Annotated in this window: 17 protein-coding genes and 1 tRNA gene; 2 read left to right on the forward strand and 16 right to left on the reverse strand. The window is 64.3% G+C overall.

What is annotated here, in order from left to right; translation table 11 throughout:
* The 5 genes from EWE75_RS17230 to EWE75_RS17245 all read right to left on the reverse strand — a co-directional run.
* Nucleotides 1-320: helix-turn-helix domain-containing protein (locus EWE75_RS17230; protein ID WP_206364799.1), on the reverse strand; the 320-nt coding region annotated here is incomplete at its 3' end.
* Nucleotides 321-376: 56 nt separating this feature from the next.
* Entirely contained in the window at nt 377-1,393 is a 1,017-nt protein-coding gene (gene rtcA, locus EWE75_RS17235) for an RNA 3'-terminal phosphate cyclase (RefSeq protein WP_130159350.1), read from the reverse strand.
* A 38-nt stretch (nt 1,394-1,431) separates the two neighbouring features.
* Nucleotides 1,432-2,658 (reverse strand): RtcB family protein, encoded by a 1,227-nt coding sequence (locus EWE75_RS17240; RefSeq protein WP_130159351.1) that lies wholly within the window; start codon nt 2,656-2,658, stop codon nt 1,432-1,434.
* A gap of 313 nt (nt 2,659-2,971) precedes the next feature.
* Nucleotides 2,972-3,112, reverse strand: a tRNA-OTHER gene (locus EWE75_RS25120).
* A gap of 249 nt (nt 3,113-3,361) precedes the next feature.
* Nucleotides 3,362-4,909, reverse strand: a complete 1,548-nt coding sequence (locus tag EWE75_RS17245; RefSeq protein WP_130159352.1) for a vWA domain-containing protein — start codon at nt 4,907-4,909, stop codon at nt 3,362-3,364.
* Nucleotides 4,910-5,187: 278 nt separating this feature from the next.
* Here EWE75_RS17245 and rtcR point away from each other — a divergent pair, with 278 nt between their 5' ends.
* Both rtcR and EWE75_RS17255 read left to right on the forward strand, forming a co-directional pair.
* The gene (rtcR, locus tag EWE75_RS17250; RefSeq protein ID WP_130159353.1) at nt 5,188-6,780 is read left to right on the forward strand and encodes an RNA repair transcriptional activator RtcR; all 1,593 of its coding nucleotides are present in this window, start codon (nt 5,188-5,190) and stop codon (nt 6,778-6,780) included.
* Nucleotides 6,781-7,173: 393 nt separating this feature from the next.
* Nucleotides 7,174-8,142, forward strand: coding sequence for a hypothetical protein (locus EWE75_RS17255; protein ID WP_206364800.1), 969 nt, complete (start codon nt 7,174-7,176; stop codon nt 8,140-8,142).
* Nucleotides 8,143-8,197: 55 nt separating this feature from the next.
* On the opposite strand, the gene EWE75_RS25640 is transcribed toward EWE75_RS17255, so the two are convergent.
* The 11 genes from EWE75_RS25640 to EWE75_RS17305 form a co-directional block, all read right to left on the reverse strand.
* On the reverse strand, nt 8,198-8,740 hold the full coding sequence (locus EWE75_RS25640; protein ID WP_231708423.1) for a Fic family protein: 543 nt from the start codon (nt 8,738-8,740) through the stop codon (nt 8,198-8,200).
* A complete protein-coding gene (locus tag EWE75_RS25645; RefSeq protein WP_345789393.1) occupies nt 8,737-9,210 on the reverse strand; it encodes a DUF4172 domain-containing protein in 474 nt (157 codons plus the stop codon). The genes EWE75_RS25640 and EWE75_RS25645 overlap by 4 nt, the downstream gene beginning before the upstream one ends.
* 248 nt (nt 9,211-9,458) lie before the next feature.
* The gene (locus EWE75_RS17265) at nt 9,459-10,619 is read right to left on the reverse strand and encodes an acetyl-CoA C-acetyltransferase (protein WP_130159355.1); all 1,161 of its coding nucleotides are present in this window, start codon (nt 10,617-10,619) and stop codon (nt 9,459-9,461) included.
* A gap of 79 nt (nt 10,620-10,698) precedes the next feature.
* On the reverse strand, nt 10,699-11,868 hold the full coding sequence (locus EWE75_RS17270) for an acyl-CoA dehydrogenase family protein (RefSeq protein WP_130159397.1): 1,170 nt from the start codon (nt 11,866-11,868) through the stop codon (nt 10,699-10,701).
* A gap of 50 nt (nt 11,869-11,918) precedes the next feature.
* Nucleotides 11,919-12,452: a VOC family protein gene (locus EWE75_RS17275; RefSeq protein WP_130159356.1), complete on the reverse strand. Its 534-nt coding sequence runs from the start codon at nt 12,450-12,452 to the stop codon at nt 11,919-11,921.
* The gene (locus EWE75_RS17280; protein ID WP_130159357.1) at nt 12,449-13,867 is read right to left on the reverse strand and encodes a 2-oxo acid dehydrogenase subunit E2; all 1,419 of its coding nucleotides are present in this window, start codon (nt 13,865-13,867) and stop codon (nt 12,449-12,451) included. The genes EWE75_RS17275 and EWE75_RS17280 overlap by 4 nt, the downstream gene beginning before the upstream one ends.
* 13 nt (nt 13,868-13,880) lie before the next feature.
* Nucleotides 13,881-14,894, reverse strand: a complete 1,014-nt coding sequence (locus EWE75_RS17285; protein WP_130159358.1) for an alpha-ketoacid dehydrogenase subunit beta — start codon at nt 14,892-14,894, stop codon at nt 13,881-13,883.
* A gap of 17 nt (nt 14,895-14,911) precedes the next feature.
* Nucleotides 14,912-15,901 (reverse strand): thiamine pyrophosphate-dependent dehydrogenase E1 component subunit alpha, encoded by a 990-nt coding sequence (locus tag EWE75_RS17290; protein WP_130159359.1) that lies wholly within the window; start codon nt 15,899-15,901, stop codon nt 14,912-14,914.
* A gap of 34 nt (nt 15,902-15,935) precedes the next feature.
* On the reverse strand, nt 15,936-17,144 hold the full coding sequence (locus tag EWE75_RS17295; protein ID WP_130159360.1) for an acyl-CoA dehydrogenase family protein: 1,209 nt from the start codon (nt 17,142-17,144) through the stop codon (nt 15,936-15,938).
* Nucleotides 17,144-18,304 (reverse strand): thiolase family protein, encoded by a 1,161-nt coding sequence (locus EWE75_RS17300; protein WP_130159361.1) that lies wholly within the window; start codon nt 18,302-18,304, stop codon nt 17,144-17,146. The genes EWE75_RS17295 and EWE75_RS17300 overlap by 1 nt, the downstream gene beginning before the upstream one ends.
* Nucleotides 18,301-18,696, reverse strand: a complete 396-nt coding sequence (locus EWE75_RS17305) for a Zn-ribbon domain-containing OB-fold protein (protein WP_130159362.1) — start codon at nt 18,694-18,696, stop codon at nt 18,301-18,303. The genes EWE75_RS17300 and EWE75_RS17305 overlap by 4 nt, the downstream gene beginning before the upstream one ends.
* Between the last annotated feature and the right edge of the window lie 19 nt (nt 18,697-18,715).

Here is an 18,715-nt window from a genome sequence, read left to right on the forward strand (position 1 = left end):
TCGCCTGGCGGCTCGGCGCAGGTCAGCGCCAGAATTTTGGCTATGACTGCGGTGGTGATCGGTGCCTTCCCAGGCGGCCGGGTTTTGTCGCGCAGCAACCCTTCCACGCCTTCCGCAGCATAGCGAGCTTGCCAGCGCCAGACCGCTGGTCGACTGGCACCGGTCCGGCGCGCAACCTCCAATACCGTCAGCCGCTCCGACGAGGCCAGCACGATCCTGGCGCGCTGGATATGCTTGAGCGAACCGTTTCGATCGGCGACCACCGACGCCAACCGCGCAGCATCTTCAGAGTTTACGATCACACATACGATCTGAGACATCCCGCCAGACTCGCACGAAACCAACCGATTGTGAATCACCCGATTGGGTCAGTGCACTAGCGAACGGTCACGAGGTTAGACTCGCCCTGCCGAACCTCGAACGTCGTGCGCCGCGCCGTGAACCGCTCGATGATGTCCGCCGCCGTCAAGCTGTGCTGGCTGAGCTTCACGGTCGTGAAACGGCCTCCGCCCGCAAGCGCGAACGGCAAGAGTAACTGGTCCGCCAGGTACGGCCCGGCAAACGCATCGGTCGCGAGGAAGCCCGCCATCCGCTGCGCCGCCGTCTTTGCCAGCGCCTCCGCCGACACACCAAGCTTGCCGAAGCCTGTGACGATCTCGCATCCATGCTCGAACTGTGCCTCAAGCAGCAGCGCGTTGCCCGGCCCCTGCTCGGCGGGAAGCTCGCGTACAGCGAATGCCGCTTCCGGCCAGTCGGGCAGGAATTTACGCGCGGTCCTGATCTCACGATCGGCGATGTCGAACGCCAGTGCAGCGAACAACGCCGTCGCCGACACCGATTGCAACGCGCCGCGATCGACACAGTCGATCGGCATCAGCTTGCCGGGGGCGATATCGACTTCGATCCGGCCACCACCGCGCGGGTAGAAGCCGTGCCGGGTAAGCCGCATTTCGATCCGCGCGCCCATGCGCCGTACAACCGGCACGAACACCTTCACCATGAATTCGAACGGCGGCGCGAGCATGTTGTGCGTGCCGCCCTCAAGCACGAGACGCGAAGGTGCGTCTGCAAGCAGAAGCGGCATCAGCAGCGTCTGGAACACCAGGCTGGTGCTGCCTGCCGTGCCAACCGAGAAACGATAGTCGCCCGGCACGACGCGCCCCGGCGTGAAGCTGATCTCCGACGATCCAACCGCAACGCCCTCGGCATGCGCGCCACCGACCGCAAGTGCCGCCTCGATCGCGGTAACATGCTGGCGCATCAGGCCAGGCTTCGAGCGCTTGCCGCGGACATTGGTGATGCGGAACGGCTGGCCGGTGACGAGCGACAGCGCGCACGCGTTGCGCACGATCTGCCCCCCGCCTTCGCCTTCCGATCCGTCGATGATGATCATGGCATTTCTCTATTGGTTGGTGGTGCGTGCCAAGGGCGCTAGCCCTTGACGCACACCACCTGCTTCAGTGTGTGGACGATCTCGACCAGGTCGGCCTGCGCGGCCATCACCGCTTCGATCGGCTTATAGGCCTTGGGCGTCTCGTCGATCACGCCCTCGTCCTTGCGGCATTCGACACCCGCCGTATCGGCGATATGTTCGTCGAGCGTCACCAGCTTCTTGGCGGCGGTCCGGCTCATCACCCGACCGGCACCATGCGAGCAACTGTCGAACGAGTCCGGGTTGCCCAGCCCGCGCACGATGAACGACTTGGCGCCCATCGAACCCGGGATGATGCCCATCACGCCCTTGGCAGCCCGCACCGCGCCCTTACGCGTGACCAGCACGTTTTCACCGAAGTGGTTTTCCCGCTGCACGTAATTGTGATGGCAGTTCACCGCCTCCAGCTCCGCATCGAACGGCTTGGCAATCTGCCCCCGCAGCGCGCGGATGACGTTGGTCATCATCATGCGCCGGTTGAGCGCGGCGAAGTCCTGCGCCCAGCCGACCGCCTCGACATAATCGTCGAAGTGATCGGTCCCTTCCGGGAAATAGGCGAGATCCTCGTCGGGCAGGTTGATGTGCCACTTGCGCATGTCCTGCTTGGCCAGTTCGATGAAGAACGTGCCGATCGCATTGCCAACGCCGCGCGATCCCGAATGCAGCATCACCCACACCCGCTGCGCCTCATCGAGACACAGCTCGATGAAGTGATTGCCGGTGCCGAGCGTGCCGAGATGCACGAGGTTATTCGTGTTCTTGAGGCGCGGATGCTTGTCGGTGAGCCACTCGAAGCGCTGGACGAGCGTCGCCCACGCCTCGACGATCGCCGGCGGAGGCGAACCCCACGAGCCGGTGTCGCGCTTGCCGCGTCCGACCGACCGGCCATGCGGGACGGCCTGCTCGATCGCGGAGCGGATGCTCTCCAGAGTGTCGGGCAGATCACTCGCCACCAGCGAGGTGCGCGCCGCCATCATGCCGCAGCCGATGTCGACACCCACCGCCGCCGGGATCACCGCGCCCTTGGTCGGGATCACCGAACCCACGGTCGCGCCGATGCCGACATGCACGTCGGGCATCGCGGCGACGTGCTTGAACACGAACGGCATCTGCGCGGCGCGCATCAACTGCGCCCGCGCGCCGTCTTCGACCGGCACGCCCCGCGTCCACATCTTGATCGGCACACCGCCTTCGACGTGCTGGTAATCGTACATCGTCTCGGTCATCGCGACCTCCTTTGCATAGTCATGGTGCCGGCGACGATGTTTGGCGAGACATCCCGGAATTGCTTCCGGTGCGGGCTTGAACCGCTCGGCCCTGGAGCCTTTCCCAATGTAGTCTCGCCAGCATTCGCCGGCTTGGATTGGTGCTGGCGACGAGGTCAGGCGGGACATCTCCGAATTGCTCCGGGGCGGATTCGAACCGCTCGGCCTTTCGGCCTTTACCGATGTAGTCCCGCCGGCATTCGCCAGCGTGATGGGTCATGGCGACAAGGTGTTTGACGGACGTTCCTGCTCTACCAACTGAGCTACGGACCCATGGAAGGCCCGGCGGGACTCGAACCCGCGACCTGGCGATTAGAAGTCGATGTAGTCCGTCAGGCATTCGCCATGTTAATCTCGTTCACGACGACGAGGGTTTAGTGAAACAGCTTCATGCTCTATCCAACTGAGCTACCCGGCTGAAAGCCGGGGGCGGATTCGAACCGCCGACCCTGAAGGCCGTGTAGTTCCACAGGCATTCGCCGTGTTGGTCGAATTGGGGTCGTGGCGACGAGGAACAGCGAGACGGCGGTCCTTAAGCTACGTTCCAGCGACGGGATTCGAACCCGCATCTCCTCGACTCCGTCGCCGAAGCCAAGGCGCTTTACTCGTCGGACCTATCGTGTGGAGGTGTAGTCCCACCTGCATTCGCCACGACCCTGCTTTATTATACTTCAACCTCCTTGATGATCTCGACCCAATCCTGCGTTTCACCAATGGCGAACCGCGCGATCGTGTCGAACACGGCGTCGGAGAAACCCCCGACGTTGAGAATGTCCGCGCCGGCTTGCGCCTGCGTGGTGCCGTATGGCTGGATGTCGATGCAGACGAGCTTCGCACCCGGATTCCGGGTCTTCAGCTTGTCCCACTCCTTCATCGTCGCCGTCGATCCGCGCCGGCTGGCATCGACCCAGGACTCATTGTCCGAGACGATGACCACCAGATCGACCTTCGCCCGTTCCGCATTCAGCATCGCCAGCGGTGCCGAGACATTGGTCCCGCCCCCACCTACACCTGCCAGCTTCGCCGCATTCACGGCGACGCGGGCATTGGCCTCAAGCTTCAACTTCACGACCGTCTGCTCGAACGGCAGCACGCGCGCTTCGCGGTTGCTCCGCAGCATCGCCGCCGCGACCAGCGCCGCGACATCGATGCACCGGACCTTCGACGAAGCACCCTTGCGGTAGCCTGTCGCTGGCGAACTCATCGACCCCGACACGTCGGGGCAGACGACGATCCGGCCCGGCACCTTCGGCACGCCCCGGAGCGAGAGCTCCAGCGCTTCCTCCAGCGCCGCCTGAACCTTGAGTGGCACGCCGTCGCCGACCTGACCCAGCGCCACCATCAACTGATAGGGCATGGGCCGGACCGCCCGCAGCGCATCACGGTCAGCGAGCCGAGCCGCCACCGCGTCAGTGACCCCCGCCACGTCGTACGCACCATTGCGCGCCAGCGTGTTGAGGTTCATCCGCAGCGCCTGCCACCCGATCCGCGTCGCAAGCTCGGCCCAATTCTCCGCAGTCAGCGGAAACGCGGTAAGCCATTCGAACGGCACCGGCGGCAGAGGGAGCGTAGCGTCTGCCTTCCAAGCTTCGAACGCAGCGATCTCGGCAGGAAGCGCGGCAACGTCATAAGGACGCCCGATCAACCAGCCGTAGAAAGCCTTACGCGTGGCATCCGCCGGCTTGGGGTGAACCATGCGAACCACGTCCGCCAGGCTCGGGTCCTTGCCCGTTGCCGCCGTCATCAACCGCGGCATAGACGCTCGCTCCAGCCAGCGCTGGACCAGCCGCTTCGGCCGCGTGCCGAGCGACGTCCGCCCGACTTGCCCGGAACGCATGATTTGCACGAAGGTGCGCAGCATCCGCCCGTTGTCGATTACCCGTCCGAACACCGGCACCGCGAGATCCGGGTCGGCGACCGTGAGGTACGCCGCCAGCAGCGCTGGCATGTCCTTCATCGCGCCCGAGGTCCGAGCATAGATAGCAGCCTGCGCCACGAAATGCGGATCGACCGCCTTGGCCGCATCCAGCACGTCGGCGAGTTGCGTCTCCGCCGCTCCGTAGAAGGTGTCCGCCAGCGTTCCCGTCGCCGCCAACTGCGCGAGCTTCGCCTCCGGCCCATAAGCATAGGCCGGTGCGCCCTCGCGGTTCACGGCGTTCGGCGCCGGTAGCAACTTTGCGATCGCCGAAGCGAAAAGTCCCTTGTTGGCCATTGTCCAACTCCTCGAATTCTGCCGTTCGGGGGCGGCTGGCTCATTCCAGCCGCCCCGTGCTCCGGTCCGCTACCGAGAAGGCCGAAATATCGCCTCGCTCGATGCAAGACACTATGCGGAAAGCGTGCCAGTTGGTTTTGGCGACCCACATAAAAATCATAAGACACTATGATTATTATGTATTTTCTTCGATTGAAAGTGTGCGACAGGAAAAGACAGTTTAATGGCCCGTCAAATATCGTATCGATTTCGATAGGGATTTATCCTATGGGATAAACATGAAGCCACTCACCGTCATCGGGTTCCTGGGATCGACGCTCGATGCGAGCAAGTTCGGCCCGTCGCGCTGGAACAAGTGGCGACCAAGCGTCGGGTTGACGATGCACGAGGACCTACGCGTCGATCGCTTTCTCCTGATCCACGGCAGCCCGCATCGCCGCCTCGCCGAATATGTCGCGGAGGACATCGCCTCGGTCTCGCCCGAGACGTCGGTCGAGCCGCGCTTGCTCGATTTCAACGACCCGTGGGATTTCGAGGAAGTGTACGGCAAACTGCTCGACTTCGCGCGCGCCGAGCCGTTCGACCCCGATACCGAGGATTATCTCGTCCACATCACGACGGGCACGCACGTCGCACAGATTTGCCTCTTCCTGCTGACCGAGGCGCGGTACTTGCCCGGGCGTCTGCTACAGACGCAGCCGGAACGTGGCTCGGCCAATCCCGCCGGTATCTGGAACACGATCGATCTCGATCTGTCGCGCTACGACAGCATCGCGACACGTTTCGCGGTCGCCAGTGCGGAAAGCACGTCCTTCCTCAAATCCGGCATCGACACGCGCAATGCCGCCTTCAACCGCATGATCGACGAGATCGAACGTGTAGCACTGCGCTCCAAGGCGCCGATCCTGCTGATGGGGCCGACGGGTGCGGGCAAGAGCCTGCTCGCGCGCCGGATTTACGAGCTCAAGAAATCGAAGCATCAAGTCGCCGGGCCGTTCGTCGAGGTGAATTGCGCGACGCTGAAGGGCGACGGCGCGATGTCAGCGCTCTTCGGCCACCGCAAGGGCGCCTTCACCGGCGCAGTTGCCGATCGACCGGGGCTGCTGCGTGCCGCCGACAAGGGCATGCTGTTCCTCGACGAGATCGGCGAACTCGGCCTCGACGAACAAGCGATGATCCTGCGCGCGATCGAGGACAAGCGCTTCCTTCCCGTTGGCTCGGACAAGGAAGCGGCGTCCGAGTTCCAACTGATCGCCGGCACCAACCGCGATCTCGGCGAAGCCGTTGCCGCCGGGGCATTCCGCGACGATCTCTATGCGCGCCTCAACCTGTGGACCTTCACGCTCCCCGGCCTCGCCGACCGCCGCGAGGATATCGAGCCCAACCTCGACTACGAACTCGACCGCTTCGCCGAACGCGAGGGCGACCGCGCGAGCTTCAACAAGGAAGCGCGCCAGCGTTATCTGTCGTTCGCAACCGCGCAGGACGCACGCTGGCCCGGAAACTTCCGCGACCTGGCCGCGAGCGTGACGCGCATGGCGACGCTGTCACCGAAAGGCCGCATCGACCTGGACTGCGTCGAGGCGGAAATCGGGCGTTTGAAACGCTTATGGTCGGGACAAGTCGATGATGGCGAAGATATGCTTTCTGAGGTGCTCGATACCGACGCGCTCACAGAGATCGATCCGTTTGATCGCGTACAACTTATCGAGACGATCCGGATTTGCCGCAGCAGCCGATCCTTGTCGGAGGCTGGCCGCACGCTCTTCGCCGCGTCTCGCGCGCGCAGGCGCAGTTCGAATGATGCCGATCGGCTGCGCAAATATCTGGCGCGGTTCGGATTGGAGTGGGCAAGCGTAACCGTTCGTTAGCCCTTGCTCTTACCCACAAGTGGTCGCGGGCGTGATTCCGTTTGTCGCTCGCCCATTGCCTGGCTGTAATCTGGAGGGTTCTGTGAGGTCGCGCGGCGGTGATCGTCGAGCTTGGCGCGGTGCGCGACCTCATTGAAGCCGGATTGAGCCAACCAGGACGCGATCTTCCATTGCAGGCGACCGGTGTCTATCGGCGTCGTTCATGATGGCGGAAGCGCGGCGGAGGCGGGCGTGAGCGAATATCAATATTATGAATTCCAGGCGATCGATCGCCCGCTCGACGACACGGATCGCAAGGCGCTCCGGGCGATATCGACACGCGCGGGGATAACCGCGACCAGCTTCACCAATTCTTACGAATGGGGCGACCTGAAGGGCGACCCCGCCGATTTCATGAAACGCTGGTTCGACCTCCATCTCTACCTGGCAAACTGGGGAACACGGCGGCTGATGATCCGATTGCCCAAAAGGCTGGTCGATCAGCGATTGCTCAAGCCGCTTTTGCTCGGGATCGACTGGGCTACGCTGCAGGCGGCTGGCGACGCTCTGATCCTCGATGTCGCGCGGGACGAAGTCGCACCGGATGAGGATTGGGATGATGGCTCTGACTGGCTCGCCGCTCTCGCACCGCTCCGGGCCGATCTCCTCGCGGGCGACCTCCGGCTCTTTTATCTATTGTGGCTCGGAGCGGTGGAGAGCGAAGGGCTGGGCGATGACGAGATCGAACCCATGGCGGGCATCGGGCCGCTGACGGGCGCGCTCGGAGCATTCGCGGAGTTTTTCGGTATCGACCCGGATCTCGTGGAAGCGGCTGCCGATCACCCCGTGACCACGACGGCGACATCGCCCGATGCCGCCGGAGAGATCATTGCGGCCATGACCGATCGTGAGAAGACGGACCTGCTCATCCGCCTGTTTGATGGTGAACCCCATATCTCGGCGGAGCTATGCGCCCTGGTTCGAAAACGGCTTGGGGTGCCCTATGCCGGCTTGTCCAGCGGAACGCGGACCGCAGGCGAGTTGCGGTCCCGCGTACACGCCATCCGTCTTGCTCGCGACCGGGCGAAGGCCGAGAAGGCTGAGGCCGCCCGCCGCCGGCAAGCGGAGGAAGCCGAGAAAGCGCGCCTCGTCCGTATCGACGCGCTTGCCGGTCGAGGCGAGAGCGTCTGGCAGGAGGTGGAAGCCGAAATCGAGCGCCGCAATGCGCCCGGCTATGACAAGGCCGCTACCCTGCTGCTCGATCTGCGCGCCATTGCCGAGACGCGAGGCACGCTGGCCGAATTCGGCCGGCGGCTTCACGAAATCCGCGAGCGGCATGCTCGGAAGCAGCGCTTCATCGAACGGCTGGCGGCAATATCCTGACGGAACGCTGGGATGAACGCGACTGGAAATGCCCCACGCGCAGGGCGCCCTTCCATCATTCGCCAAGGTTCAGGCGATACCGTGTGTGCTTCAGTTTCCCCTCCTTGCGCAAAGCGCCCAACTCGACCAGTTCGGCGAGATCGCGAGTGGCCGTCGCCGGGGCGGCATCAGTGATGGTCCGGTAGTTCGCCGCGCTCAGCCCGCCCTTGAAGCCATCCGGTCCCTCGGCGAACATGCGGAGCACGGCCTTCTCCTGTCGAGGATTGATCTGACTGCGGAGACGGTCAAGGATCTTCGTCTTGGCGAGGAGGAAATGAACGCGATCCAGCGTGCGCTGTTGGGCCGCAAGCGCGATGTCGGAAAACCAGTCGAGCCATGCGTCGATGCAGTTCGACAAACTCGCGCGTTGGAGTTGCGTGTAATAGTCCTTGCGATGGTGCTGGATGGCCTCTGCAAGCGCTGTGATCGCGGGTGCGTCAAGCCCCTGGGCCAAGACCTTTTCCGCAATCGCCCGGCCAAGGCGCCCGTTGCCATCTTCGAAGGGGTGGATGGATTCGAACCATAGATGGGCGATGCCGGCCCGCGCGAGTGCGCTCACCTGAGAAGAGGTGGCGGGTCCCTATCGTTGAACCACGCGATGAAAGCCTTCATCTCGGTCGGCACCGCTTGCGATGGCGGAGCCTCGAAATGCACCTTCGATGCGTGCAGGGCTCCCGAGACGATCTGCATGGGATCGGCATGGGTTCGATATCGGCCTATGTCGGCGAGGTCCCGCCTACCGTTCATCAGCAAGGCGTGCCAATGGAACAGCGTCGCATCGCTGACTGGCTCGCGATGGCTGCGGAAGAGATTCGCCATGAGTTCTGCAGCGCCCGCCTCGGCGGCATTGGCGCGGCGATGGTCGGCCTTGATCCCCAGATGCTTCTCCAGGGACGACTGCACGCTCGCGCGATCGAGAATCTCGCCCTCGATCGCGGAGCTGTCGACGGCTTCCTGGGCCAGGAGTTCGATGGAAAGGGTCTGGCGATCGTCAGCATCGAGATGCTGCTGCCAGTTCCAACGGATGATCGATAGCGCACTCTTCTATCGATCATATTACGGTATTATTTGATTTATAAAAGATGTTCCTATCGCTCGAAACAGCACCCGATCATATGGGTCGGCCAAGCGTTGTCATCACAAAAAGGGGCGACGAACCGGCGATGTAATATATAACAGATATTCCGAGGTGGCAGACAACGTCAAACGTTCCGAAGTCGTTATGTCTGCCGCCCGATAGAAGATGTCTGTGTTGTCGCTCCGTAGCCGAGCCGGCGTCAAAGCACCTCGACGATCGTTACGTTGGCGACGCCGCCGCCTTCGCACATCGTTTGCAGGCCATATCGGCCACCCCGCGTTTTCAGCGCATGGATCAAAGTGGACATCAATTTGGTGCCGCTGGCACCCAACGGGTGCCCCAAGGCTATCGCACCGCCGTTGACGTTGAGCCGCTCGGGATCGGCGCCGAGTGTCTGGAGCCACGCCATCGGAACAGATGCGAACGCTTCATTCACTTCGAACAGGTCGATGTCCGAAAGCTTCATGCCTGCCCGCTCGAGCGCGCGCACGGTGGCCCGGATCGGCTCCTCGAGCATGATCACAGGATCGCCCGCCGTAACCGTGAGGTTCACGATCCTCGCCATCGGCGTCAGGTTGAAGCGCTTCAGCGCCGCCTCGCTTACGATCAGCGCACCGGAGGCGCCGTCGGTCATCTGGCTCGCGTTTGCGGCGGTGACAGATCCGCCGGGAGTCAGCGGCTTCACCGTCGACATGGCGTTCAGCGACGCATCGAAGCGCACGCCCTCGTCCTCGTCAAAGTCGCCGATATCCGTTGTGACGGGCACGATCTCCGCCCGGAACGCGCCGCGCCGGGCCGCGTCCGCCGCCCGCTGGTGGCTGCGCAGGGCGTAGGCGTCCATCGCTTCCCGGCTCAGGCCATATTTGTCGGCGATCGCCTGGGCGCCGTGAAACTGGCTGAATTCCGCGACGTCATACCGATTGAGGATGCTACGCGACCACGGACCTTCGCCGAGACCGGCTTCCGCGTGGAGGCGGTAGTTGGACCCCATCGGCACACGGGTCATGCTCTCCACGCCAGCGGCGATAACGATATCCTGCGTCCCGGACATGACCGCCTGTGCCGCGAAGTGGATCGCCTGCTGCGACGAGCCGCACTGGCGATCGATCGTCACGGCAGGCACGCTGTCCGGCAAGGTCGACGCGAGCACCACGTTGCGGCCGACCGCGAACGCCTGCTCGCCGGCCTGGCTGACACAGCCGACAATAACGTCCTCTACGGCGGCCGGATCGATGCCGGTGCGCGCCACCAGCGCGTCGAGGATGGTCGCGCCGAGATCGGCCGGATGCACGCCCGCCAGCGCGCCCTTGCGGCGCCCGCCGGCGGTGCGAAGGCTTTCGACGATATATGCTTCGGCCATGATCGGTCTTTCCTTACGTTGCATAGCGGCTGCGCATGATGCGTCACGCCACGCGATCTGGTGTCGGGTCGCGACGTCTCTAGGCTGCGTGTTCGGGGTTGGCCTGCTTCCAGTCGCGCTTGATCTTCTTGGCGAGGCTCCACTTGTGGACCTCGGTCGGGCCGTCATAGATGCGGAACGCGCGGATCTCGCGGAACACCTGTTCGACGATCGTATGCCCCGTCACCCCGGTGCCGCCCATCAACTGCACGCAATTGTCGGCGATCTTCATCAGCGCTTCGCTCACCGCGACTTTCGCCATCGAGCTTTCCACCGTGCCCAGCGATCCGCCGTCCAGCACGCTTGCGCACCAGTCGATCATCACGTCGCATTGCTGGATGAGGATGCGGTTTTCGGCGAGCATGAAGCCAACGCCTTCATGGTCGATCAGCACCTTGCCGAAGGCGGTACGGCGGCAGGCGTAATCGGTCGCGATCTCCTGCGCGCGGATGCAGCAGCCGAGCCACCGCATGCAGTGCGACAGGCGCGCGGGCGACAGGCGGATCTGCGCATATTTGAAGCCTTCGCCGGGATGGCCGAGCATCTGGTCCGCAGGGACACGCAGGTCATCGAGCGTCAGCGTCGCATGGCCGCCGGGCATCGAGCTGTCGATCGTGTTGGGGATGTCATCGATGCGGATGGCATCGTCGGGCAGATCGACGAGGAACATGCATGCGCCACCCTTCGTCTCCGCGTCCGCAGACGCCGCCATGACGATACCGACTTTCGCGCCCAGCGCGCCGGTGATGAAGGTCTTGCGGCCGTTCACTACCCAGTGATTGCCGTCCTTGCGGCAGGTCGTCTTCATCATCGACGGGTCGGACCCCGCACCCTGCCAGCCGGCGGGCTCGGTCATGAAGAACGCGGAACGGGCGGTCCCCTCGACCAGCGGCTTGAGGAAGCGTTGCTTGAGATCGGGCGTGCCGACGTGCCCGATGAGGTACATATTGCCTTCGTCCGGCGCGCCTGTGTTGCACGCCAGCGGGCCGAGCGGGGAAAGGCCGGACCGGATCAGGACCACCGCCGTTTCTCGCTGCGTCAGATGCGTGCCGTCGGGCCGGATATGCGGGGTCAAAACGCCGGCCGCGCGCGCATGGACGCGCATATCCATCAGCAAAGCGTCGGTGGGGGCACCGTGATGATCTCGGCGCGTGTCCTTCTCATACGGCACCACCACGTCGCGCACGAACGCTTCGACCTTGTCCGCCATTTCGCGCGCATAGGGGGAGATGACCGACGGGTTGGTCTGAAGCACGCTCATTATTGCAATACCCGGATCGGATCGGTGCCATCCCAGTCGCGGGCGGCATCCTTCATCATCTGAAACAAGCCGACGCTGCCCGAGACCGGCTGGAGAAATTCGATGATGTGACCCGGCCCCTGACCGGGGTCGACATAGATGACTTCGCCATCCTCGCCCACCTTGCCCGCGACGATCACCTCTGCCCCGGCCTCAGCGCAGGCGGCGCGCGTCGTCGCCATGTCTTCAACGAAGATACAGATGTGGTGGAGCCGGTCGCGCACTGCATAGTCGCCGGCATAGAGCGAGGGCGCGTCGCTATCGGTCTTGATGAGTTCGATCTGGATATCACCCCAATAGCCGAGCGCCATCGTGAACACGGCATCGGTCGGCACGCCGCGATAGGTCATCTCGTCCAGCCGCACGTCGTTCAGCACGAAGAATGGCCCCACCCCGATCGTCTCGATCCAGTAGCGCAGCGCTGCATCGAAATCGGTCGGGAAATAGGCGAGCTGGATAACATCGCCGAGCGCCTTGAGCGGGCCGGGTTTCATGCGAACACGCCTTCCGGGTTTTCCACCAGCGATTTCAGCGTTTGCAGGAACTGCGCACCGGCAGCGCCGTCGATCGCGCGATGATCCACCGAGAGCGTCAGCGCGATCCGCGTTTCGAAGGCGACGCCCCCGTTTGCGGTTTCGACCGGCTGGCGCTGCGCCGCGCCGACCGCGAGGATCGCGCCTTGCGGCGGGTTGATGATCGCATCGAACCCGTCCACCCCGAACATGCCGAGGTTGGAGACGGAAAACGTCCCGCCCTCCATATCCTCCATCGCCAGCCCCTTGCCTTGCGCCTTATCGATCAAACGGCGGGTTTCGGCTGCGAGCTGATCGATCCGCATCAGGTTCGCCTGCCGGACGACCGGGGTGACCAGCCCCTTCGGGCTGGCGACCGCGATCGCGATGTCGGCATGCGGGAAGCGGTGGACCGCCCCGTCGCGCACCTGCACGTTCACGTCCGGGTGCCGCGCCAGCGCGGTGGCGCTGGCCTTCACGATCCAGTCGTTGACGCTTGCCTTGCACCCCAGCACCAGGTTCACGGTCTTGCGCATGGCCAGCATCGCATCCGCCGAGGCGGACATGCGCAGGTAGAAATGCGGAATCTCCCGCTTGGCCTGCGTCAGCCGCTGCGCGACGACCTTGCGAATGCGGTCGAACGGCACGATGTCGGGCGTGTTCTCACCCGGTACGAATGCGGGCATCGCAGTGCCGGTGGCGGCCGGTGCAGGCACGAGCGCCATCACGTCGAACTTGGAGATGCGGCCACGCGGGCCGCTCCCCTTCACGCCGACAAGCGATACGCCGTGCAACGCGGCGATCCGGCGTGCGAGCGGAGAGGCGAAGACGGCCACGTCTTCCTTTGACAATGCCGCCACGCCCTTCGGCACGGAGTCCAAGGGTCCGCGCAACGCACGAACGACATCCTGATGCGTGATACGCCCGCCGCGCCCGGAGCCTTCAATCGCCGCGATATCGACGCCCTCCTCCTCGGCGAGGCGCAGCGCCTCCGGGCTGATCGGGCGGTTCGTCTCGATCTTGATCCGCGCCGGTGCGGGCTGCGATACGGGCGCCGGCGCAGGCTCGGTGCGAGCGGCGCCGAGCGCGAGCCCCCCCTCGGCGGGACGGAAGTCGGCGACGAACGCATCGATCTCCGCATCCGAATGCGCGCCTTCGTCGAACACCGCGAGCAACGCGCCGACGGCCTGCGCCTCACCCCCTGCGGGAACGATGACGCGCCGCACCGTCGCGGCATATTCGGCTTCGACCTCGTTGGTGATCTTGGCGGTCTCGATCAGGCACAAGATCTCGCCGCGCGTGAACGAATCGCCTTCCTTGACCATCCATTCGGCGATCGTCCCTTCGGTCATTTCGATGCCCCATTTCGGCATCGTGAAGGCGCGGATACGGCTCATGTCCTTGCCTCCTTCAACGGTATGACAGGGTCTGGCGCACGGCTGCGGCGACCTTGGCCGGGCTTGGCAGATAGGCGCTCTCCAGCTCGCGGGCGAAGGGCACGGGCGTGTGCGGCGCGGTGACCATCTCGATCGGCGCCTTCAGGCTGGCAAAGGCCTTGCTGGCGACGAGTGCGGCAATGTCAGTCGCCAGCGAGCAGCGCGGCGGGGCTTCGTCGACGACGATCAAACGCCCGGTCACCTCCACCGAATCGAGGATCGTCTCCTCGTCGAGCGGCGATGTGGTGCGCAGGTCGATCACGTCGCAGCCGATACCGTCCTTTGCCAGTTCGTCAGCCGCAGCTTCGGCATAGCCGACCATCATCCCCGCAGCGACGATGGTCGCGTCCAGCCCAGCGCGCGCGAGGCGGGCATGGCCGAAGGGAATGCAGAAATCGGGATCGTCGGATACCTCGCCGCTCATCCCGTACAAGAACTTGTGTTCGAGGAAGATCACCGGATCGTCGTCACGGATCGCCTGGCGCAAGAGCCCACAGGCATCCTCCGGGGTGGATGGCATCACCACCTTCAGTCCCGGCATGTTGGTTACGAACTGGTGGATAACCTGGCTGTGCTGGGCTGCGGCATTGTAGCCCGCGCCACACGGCATGCGGATGACTGCGGGACAGATCGACTTGCCACCGAACATGTAGCGGAACTTCGCGATCTGGTTCCACAACTGGTCCATGCAGACGCCGATGAAATCCGCGAACATGATTTCCGCGACCGGGCGCTTGCCCGCCAGCGCGAGGCCGGCGGCGGCGCCGACGATCGCGCTTTCGCTGATCGGCGTGTCGATCACCCGGTCTGCTCCGAAGGCGTCATACAACCCGGTCGAAGTGGACCAGATGCCGCCGATCGCTTCGGGACCGCCCGCCGTCCCCATGCCGCCGACGACATCCTCGCCCAGCACGCACACGCGCGCATCGCGCTGCATTTCCTGGAAGATCGTGTTGCGAATGGCGTCGCGATACATCAATTTAGCCATGTGTCCGCTCCCGCCGCTCAGTAAGTGATGTAGACGTTTTCGAGCACGTTCGCGGCCGTCGGGCGTGGTGCCGCGCGCGAGGCTTTTACCGCGGTCTCGATCACGTCGAGCGTCTCGGTATCGATCGCATCGAGATCGGCATCGGGCAGCAATCCCGCCTGAGTCACGCTGTCGCGAAACTTGCTGATGCAGTCGCGGGTCGCGCGCAGCCGGTCGATCTCACCGGGGCCGCGATAGCGTTGCGGGTCCCCCTCGAAATGGCCGAAGAAGCGTTCGGTATCGAACTCCACCGCCGCAGGCCCGTTGCCCGGCGTGCGGACGTAATCGAGCACCTCGCGCATGCAATCGTGAACCGCGAAGAAATCGGTGCCGTCCGCGCGCCACACCTTCATGCCGAAGGCTTCCGCGCGGCTGGCGATGTCGTTGGCGGTGCCGACCGCATAGGAATTGCCGGTGTGTTCCGAATAATGGTTGTTCTCGAACACAAAGATGACCGGTGCCTTCGTCACCACCGCGAGGTTCATCGCCTCGAACGTCGTGCCCTGGTTGCAGGCGCCGTCACCCGAGAAGGTGATGGCCACGCCGAGCTTGCCGTCACCGTCAGGCCCGTCGATCTTCAGCGCCAGCCCCGCGCCCACCCCGATGGGTGAGCCCGCGCCGACGATGCCGTTCGCGCCCAGCATGCCCTTTTCGAGATCGGCGATATGCATCGACCCACCCTTGCCGTTGCAAAGCCCTTCCTGGCTGCCCCAGATTTCCTTCATCATGCCGGTCACGTCGCAACCTTTGGCCAGGCAATGGCCGTGGCCGCGGTGCGTGGAGACGATCTTGTCGCGCTCGCTCAGATGCTCGCACACGCCGACCGCAACGGCTTCCTGCCCGCAATAGAGGTGCGTGAAGCCAGCGATCTCGCCGGTCTGAATCTCTTCGTGGAGCCGTTCCTCGAACTCGCGGATCAGCTTCATCTGCCGATACGCGCGGGTCAGCGCTTCGCGGTTCATCTGCATCGGGGCATCCTCTTCCTTTTCGTCCGCCGTCCGGTCATAGCCCGAGCACGGATCTTGCGATGATGGTGCTTTGCACCTCGTTGGTGCCGCCGAAGATCGTCCACGCGCGGCTGTTCAGATAGCGCGGCGATGCGATCATCGCGCCCGGCGCACATACCGGCACCGGCGCGTCGCCGCCATGCAGCGGCCTGGCCTTTTCGAGCTGCAGGCCAGCGACCCCGTAAAGATCCACCGCGAGCAGGTCGATCTCCTGCCGGAGATTGGAGGCGAGCAATTTGGTCAGCGATGTTTGCGGCCCGGGCGCGTTGCCTTCGGCGATTTCGGCGATGATCCGCAATTCGATCATGTCGAGCGCCTCGACCCCCAGCCGCGCGCGCGCGACGCGTCGCTTCCAGTCCGTGTCATCGGCGAGAACCCCGCCCCTGCCATCGCTCTGCTCGTGTGACGCGGATACGATCCGGTCGAGGTCATGGATCAGCTTTGGCGCATGGCACGATCCGCCGCGTTCGTTCTCCAGCAGGAATTTGGCGATGGTCCAGCCTTGCCCCTCGTTGCCGACGAGGTTTTCGACAGGCACGGCGACATCTTCCAGGAAGACCTGATTAACCTCGTGATCGCCCGCGCTGGTGCGTATCGGCCGCACCGAAACGCCCGGACTGTCGAGGTCGATCAGCAGGAACGAGATCCCAGCCTGCTTCTTCACCTCGGTATTGGTGCGTACCAGGGTGAACATGCGGTTGGCGTGATGCGCGTGCGTCGTCCAGATCTTGGAGCCGCTGACGATGTAGTGGTCGCCCTGCCGAACCGCGCGGGTCTTGAGACTCGCCAGGTCCGATCCCGCACCGGGTTCCGAAAAGCCCTGGCACCAATAATCCTCTCCCGACAGAATGCGTGGCAGGTAGAAGCCCTTCTGCTCCTCGGTTCCAAACGTCCACAGCACAGGCGCCAGCAGTTTCAGGCCGAGCACGGTCAGGTTCGGCGCGCCCGCTGCTGCACATTCCTTCTCGAACAGATAGCGCTGGAACGGCGTCCATCCCGTGCCGCCGTGTTGCACGGGCCATTGGTAACCCAGCCAGCCTTTTGCATGCAGCACGGCGTTCCAGACCTGGCCCACCTCCGGCTCGACAAAGACCGACGGGGTGGCGGCCGCGCCGCTCTTGACCGTTTCCGGCAAATTCTCGCGAAGGAAACGCCGGACATCCTCGCGAAACGCGACGTCTTCGGGCGAGAGTTCAATATCCATTATCGTTCCAGGATCGTGACGGCGGAGACGCCCGGCGCGCCATAGACGTGGCTGTACGCGGTGCGGGGGGTGTCCGGGACTTGTCTGCCGCCGCCGTCGCCGCGCAGTTGAACCACGTTTTCATAGACTTGCCGAAGCCCGGAGGCGCCGATCGGCTCGCCACAGGCTAGGCAGCCGCCATCGGTATTGACCGGCAACAGGCCCCCGATCTCGGTGCGGCCCTCGGCGATCCATTGTTCCTGCTCCCCATCGGCGCAGAAGCCGTTTTCGGCGAGATGCATCACCTCGGCACCCGCCTCGGTGTCCTGAAGCTGCGCGACATGGATATCCGCCGGCCCGATGCCGGCCGTCTGGAAAGCATGGGCGGAGGCAAGGCGCGTCGCGGTGCCGCGCATGCCGCCATCGTCCGCCACGACATCGATCGAGGGTGCAAACACCTCGAAACTGTGGGGCGGGCGCGTGCGCATCGCCGCCGCCTTCAGCCGGATGAGCGGCTTGCCCAGTTCCCGTGCCTTCTTCTCGCTCGCCAGCACAAGCGCCACGCCGCCCTCCGCAGGCGAGCAGAACATGAATTTCGAATAGGGGTCCGACACCATCGGCGCGTCCAGGATGTCATCGAGCGCGACCGGCGTCCGCCGCCACGCGTGCGGCGCGTGAACGCCGTTGCGGAATGCCTTTTCGGCCACCTTGCCCAGCGTCTGCCGGGAGATGCCGAACAAATGCATGTAGCGCATGATCTTCGCCGCGAAGAACTGCGTCGTGACCATATACCCCGCCTCGCCATACCAGTCGGGCAGATTATATTCGGCGGGAAGCGCGTTGAAGGCGCCGCGTGGATGCTTGTCGAAACCGACCGCCAGCCCCAGGTCGAACTCGCCCGACTTGATCGCCATCTGCGCGCTGAACAGCGCCGATCCGCCGGCAGCGCAGCCGTTTCGAACGTTGATGAACTGGACGCCGGTGAGGCCGAGACGATCGACCATCGTGTCCGGGTTTCCGGCGGCATCCGAACTGCCATAAGCGAACTGGATATCCTGCCACGCCACGCCAGCATCGCCCAGCGCCTGATTGACAGCGAACACGCCCTGCTCAAGGCCGGAAAGGCCATCCGTCCGGCCGAAGCGGTGGATGCCGATGCCGACGATGCAGACGTCGCTCATGCGCCCGCCCCGATCGGCGCGAAGGCGGGAATGTATGACGGGTCGGCAGCTTGCGGGTCGAGCAGGGTCGGCGCCAAACGCACGGCCATGCCGATGCGGACATCGTCCGGTGCCACGTCGACAAGCCGCGCCTGCACGATCACTTCGCCGGGCAACTCGACATAGGCGACGATCCACGGCGCGAACGCATCAGGCCCGGCGTAAGGCGGTGACTTGGGCCGGAAGCGCTGCACGGTCCACGACCAAAGCGTGCCCTCGCGCGCCAGCGGCACGGGTTCAAACGTGTCGCCGGGGGGGCAGGGAAACACGATCCTGCGCGACGCGCGCTCGCGCCCGCCGATCAGCCGTGGCGGCGTTTCCTCGGTGAACAGACCTTCGGCAATCGCGCGCATCTTTAATCCCGCCCCGGAT

The sequence above is a fragment of the Sphingomonas populi genome (genome assembly GCF_004208535.1).
Taxonomy (GTDB): Bacteria; Pseudomonadota; Alphaproteobacteria; order Sphingomonadales; family Sphingomonadaceae; genus Sphingomonas; species Sphingomonas populi.

Coding starts and splice junctions, on each gene's coding strand:
- rtcA (WP_130159350.1), bottom strand. CDS start 1,393: ATGATCATCATCGACGGATCGGAAGGCGAAGGCGGGGGGCAGATCGTG.
- EWE75_RS17240 (WP_130159351.1), bottom strand. CDS start 2,658: ATGACCGAGACGATGTACGATTACCAGCACGTCGAAGGCGGTGTGCCG.
- EWE75_RS17245 (WP_130159352.1), bottom strand. CDS start 4,909: ATGGCCAACAAGGGACTTTTCGCTTCGGCGATCGCAAAGTTGCTACCG.
- rtcR (WP_130159353.1), top strand. CDS start 5,188: ATGAAGCCACTCACCGTCATCGGGTTCCTGGGATCGACGCTCGATGCG.
- EWE75_RS17255 (WP_206364800.1), top strand. CDS start 7,174: ATGAAACGCTGGTTCGACCTCCATCTCTACCTGGCAAACTGGGGAACA.
- EWE75_RS17265 (WP_130159355.1), bottom strand. CDS start 10,619: ATGGCCGAAGCATATATCGTCGAAAGCCTTCGCACCGCCGGCGGGCGC.
- EWE75_RS17270 (WP_130159397.1), bottom strand. CDS start 11,868: ATGGCGGACAAGGTCGAAGCGTTCGTGCGCGACGTGGTGGTGCCGTAT.
- EWE75_RS17275 (WP_130159356.1), bottom strand. CDS start 12,452: ATGAAACCCGGCCCGCTCAAGGCGCTCGGCGATGTTATCCAGCTCGCC.
- EWE75_RS17280 (WP_130159357.1), bottom strand. CDS start 13,867: ATGAGCCGTATCCGCGCCTTCACGATGCCGAAATGGGGCATCGAAATG.
- EWE75_RS17285 (WP_130159358.1), bottom strand. CDS start 14,894: ATGGCTAAATTGATGTATCGCGACGCCATTCGCAACACGATCTTCCAG.
- EWE75_RS17290 (WP_130159359.1), bottom strand. CDS start 15,901: ATGCAGATGAACCGCGAAGCGCTGACCCGCGCGTATCGGCAGATGAAG.
- EWE75_RS17295 (WP_130159360.1), bottom strand. CDS start 17,144: ATGGATATTGAACTCTCGCCCGAAGACGTCGCGTTTCGCGAGGATGTC.
- EWE75_RS17300 (WP_130159361.1), bottom strand. CDS start 18,304: ATGAGCGACGTCTGCATCGTCGGCATCGGCATCCACCGCTTCGGCCGG.
- EWE75_RS17305 (WP_130159362.1), bottom strand. CDS start 18,696: ATGCGCGCGATTGCCGAAGGTCTGTTCACCGAGGAAACGCCGCCACGG.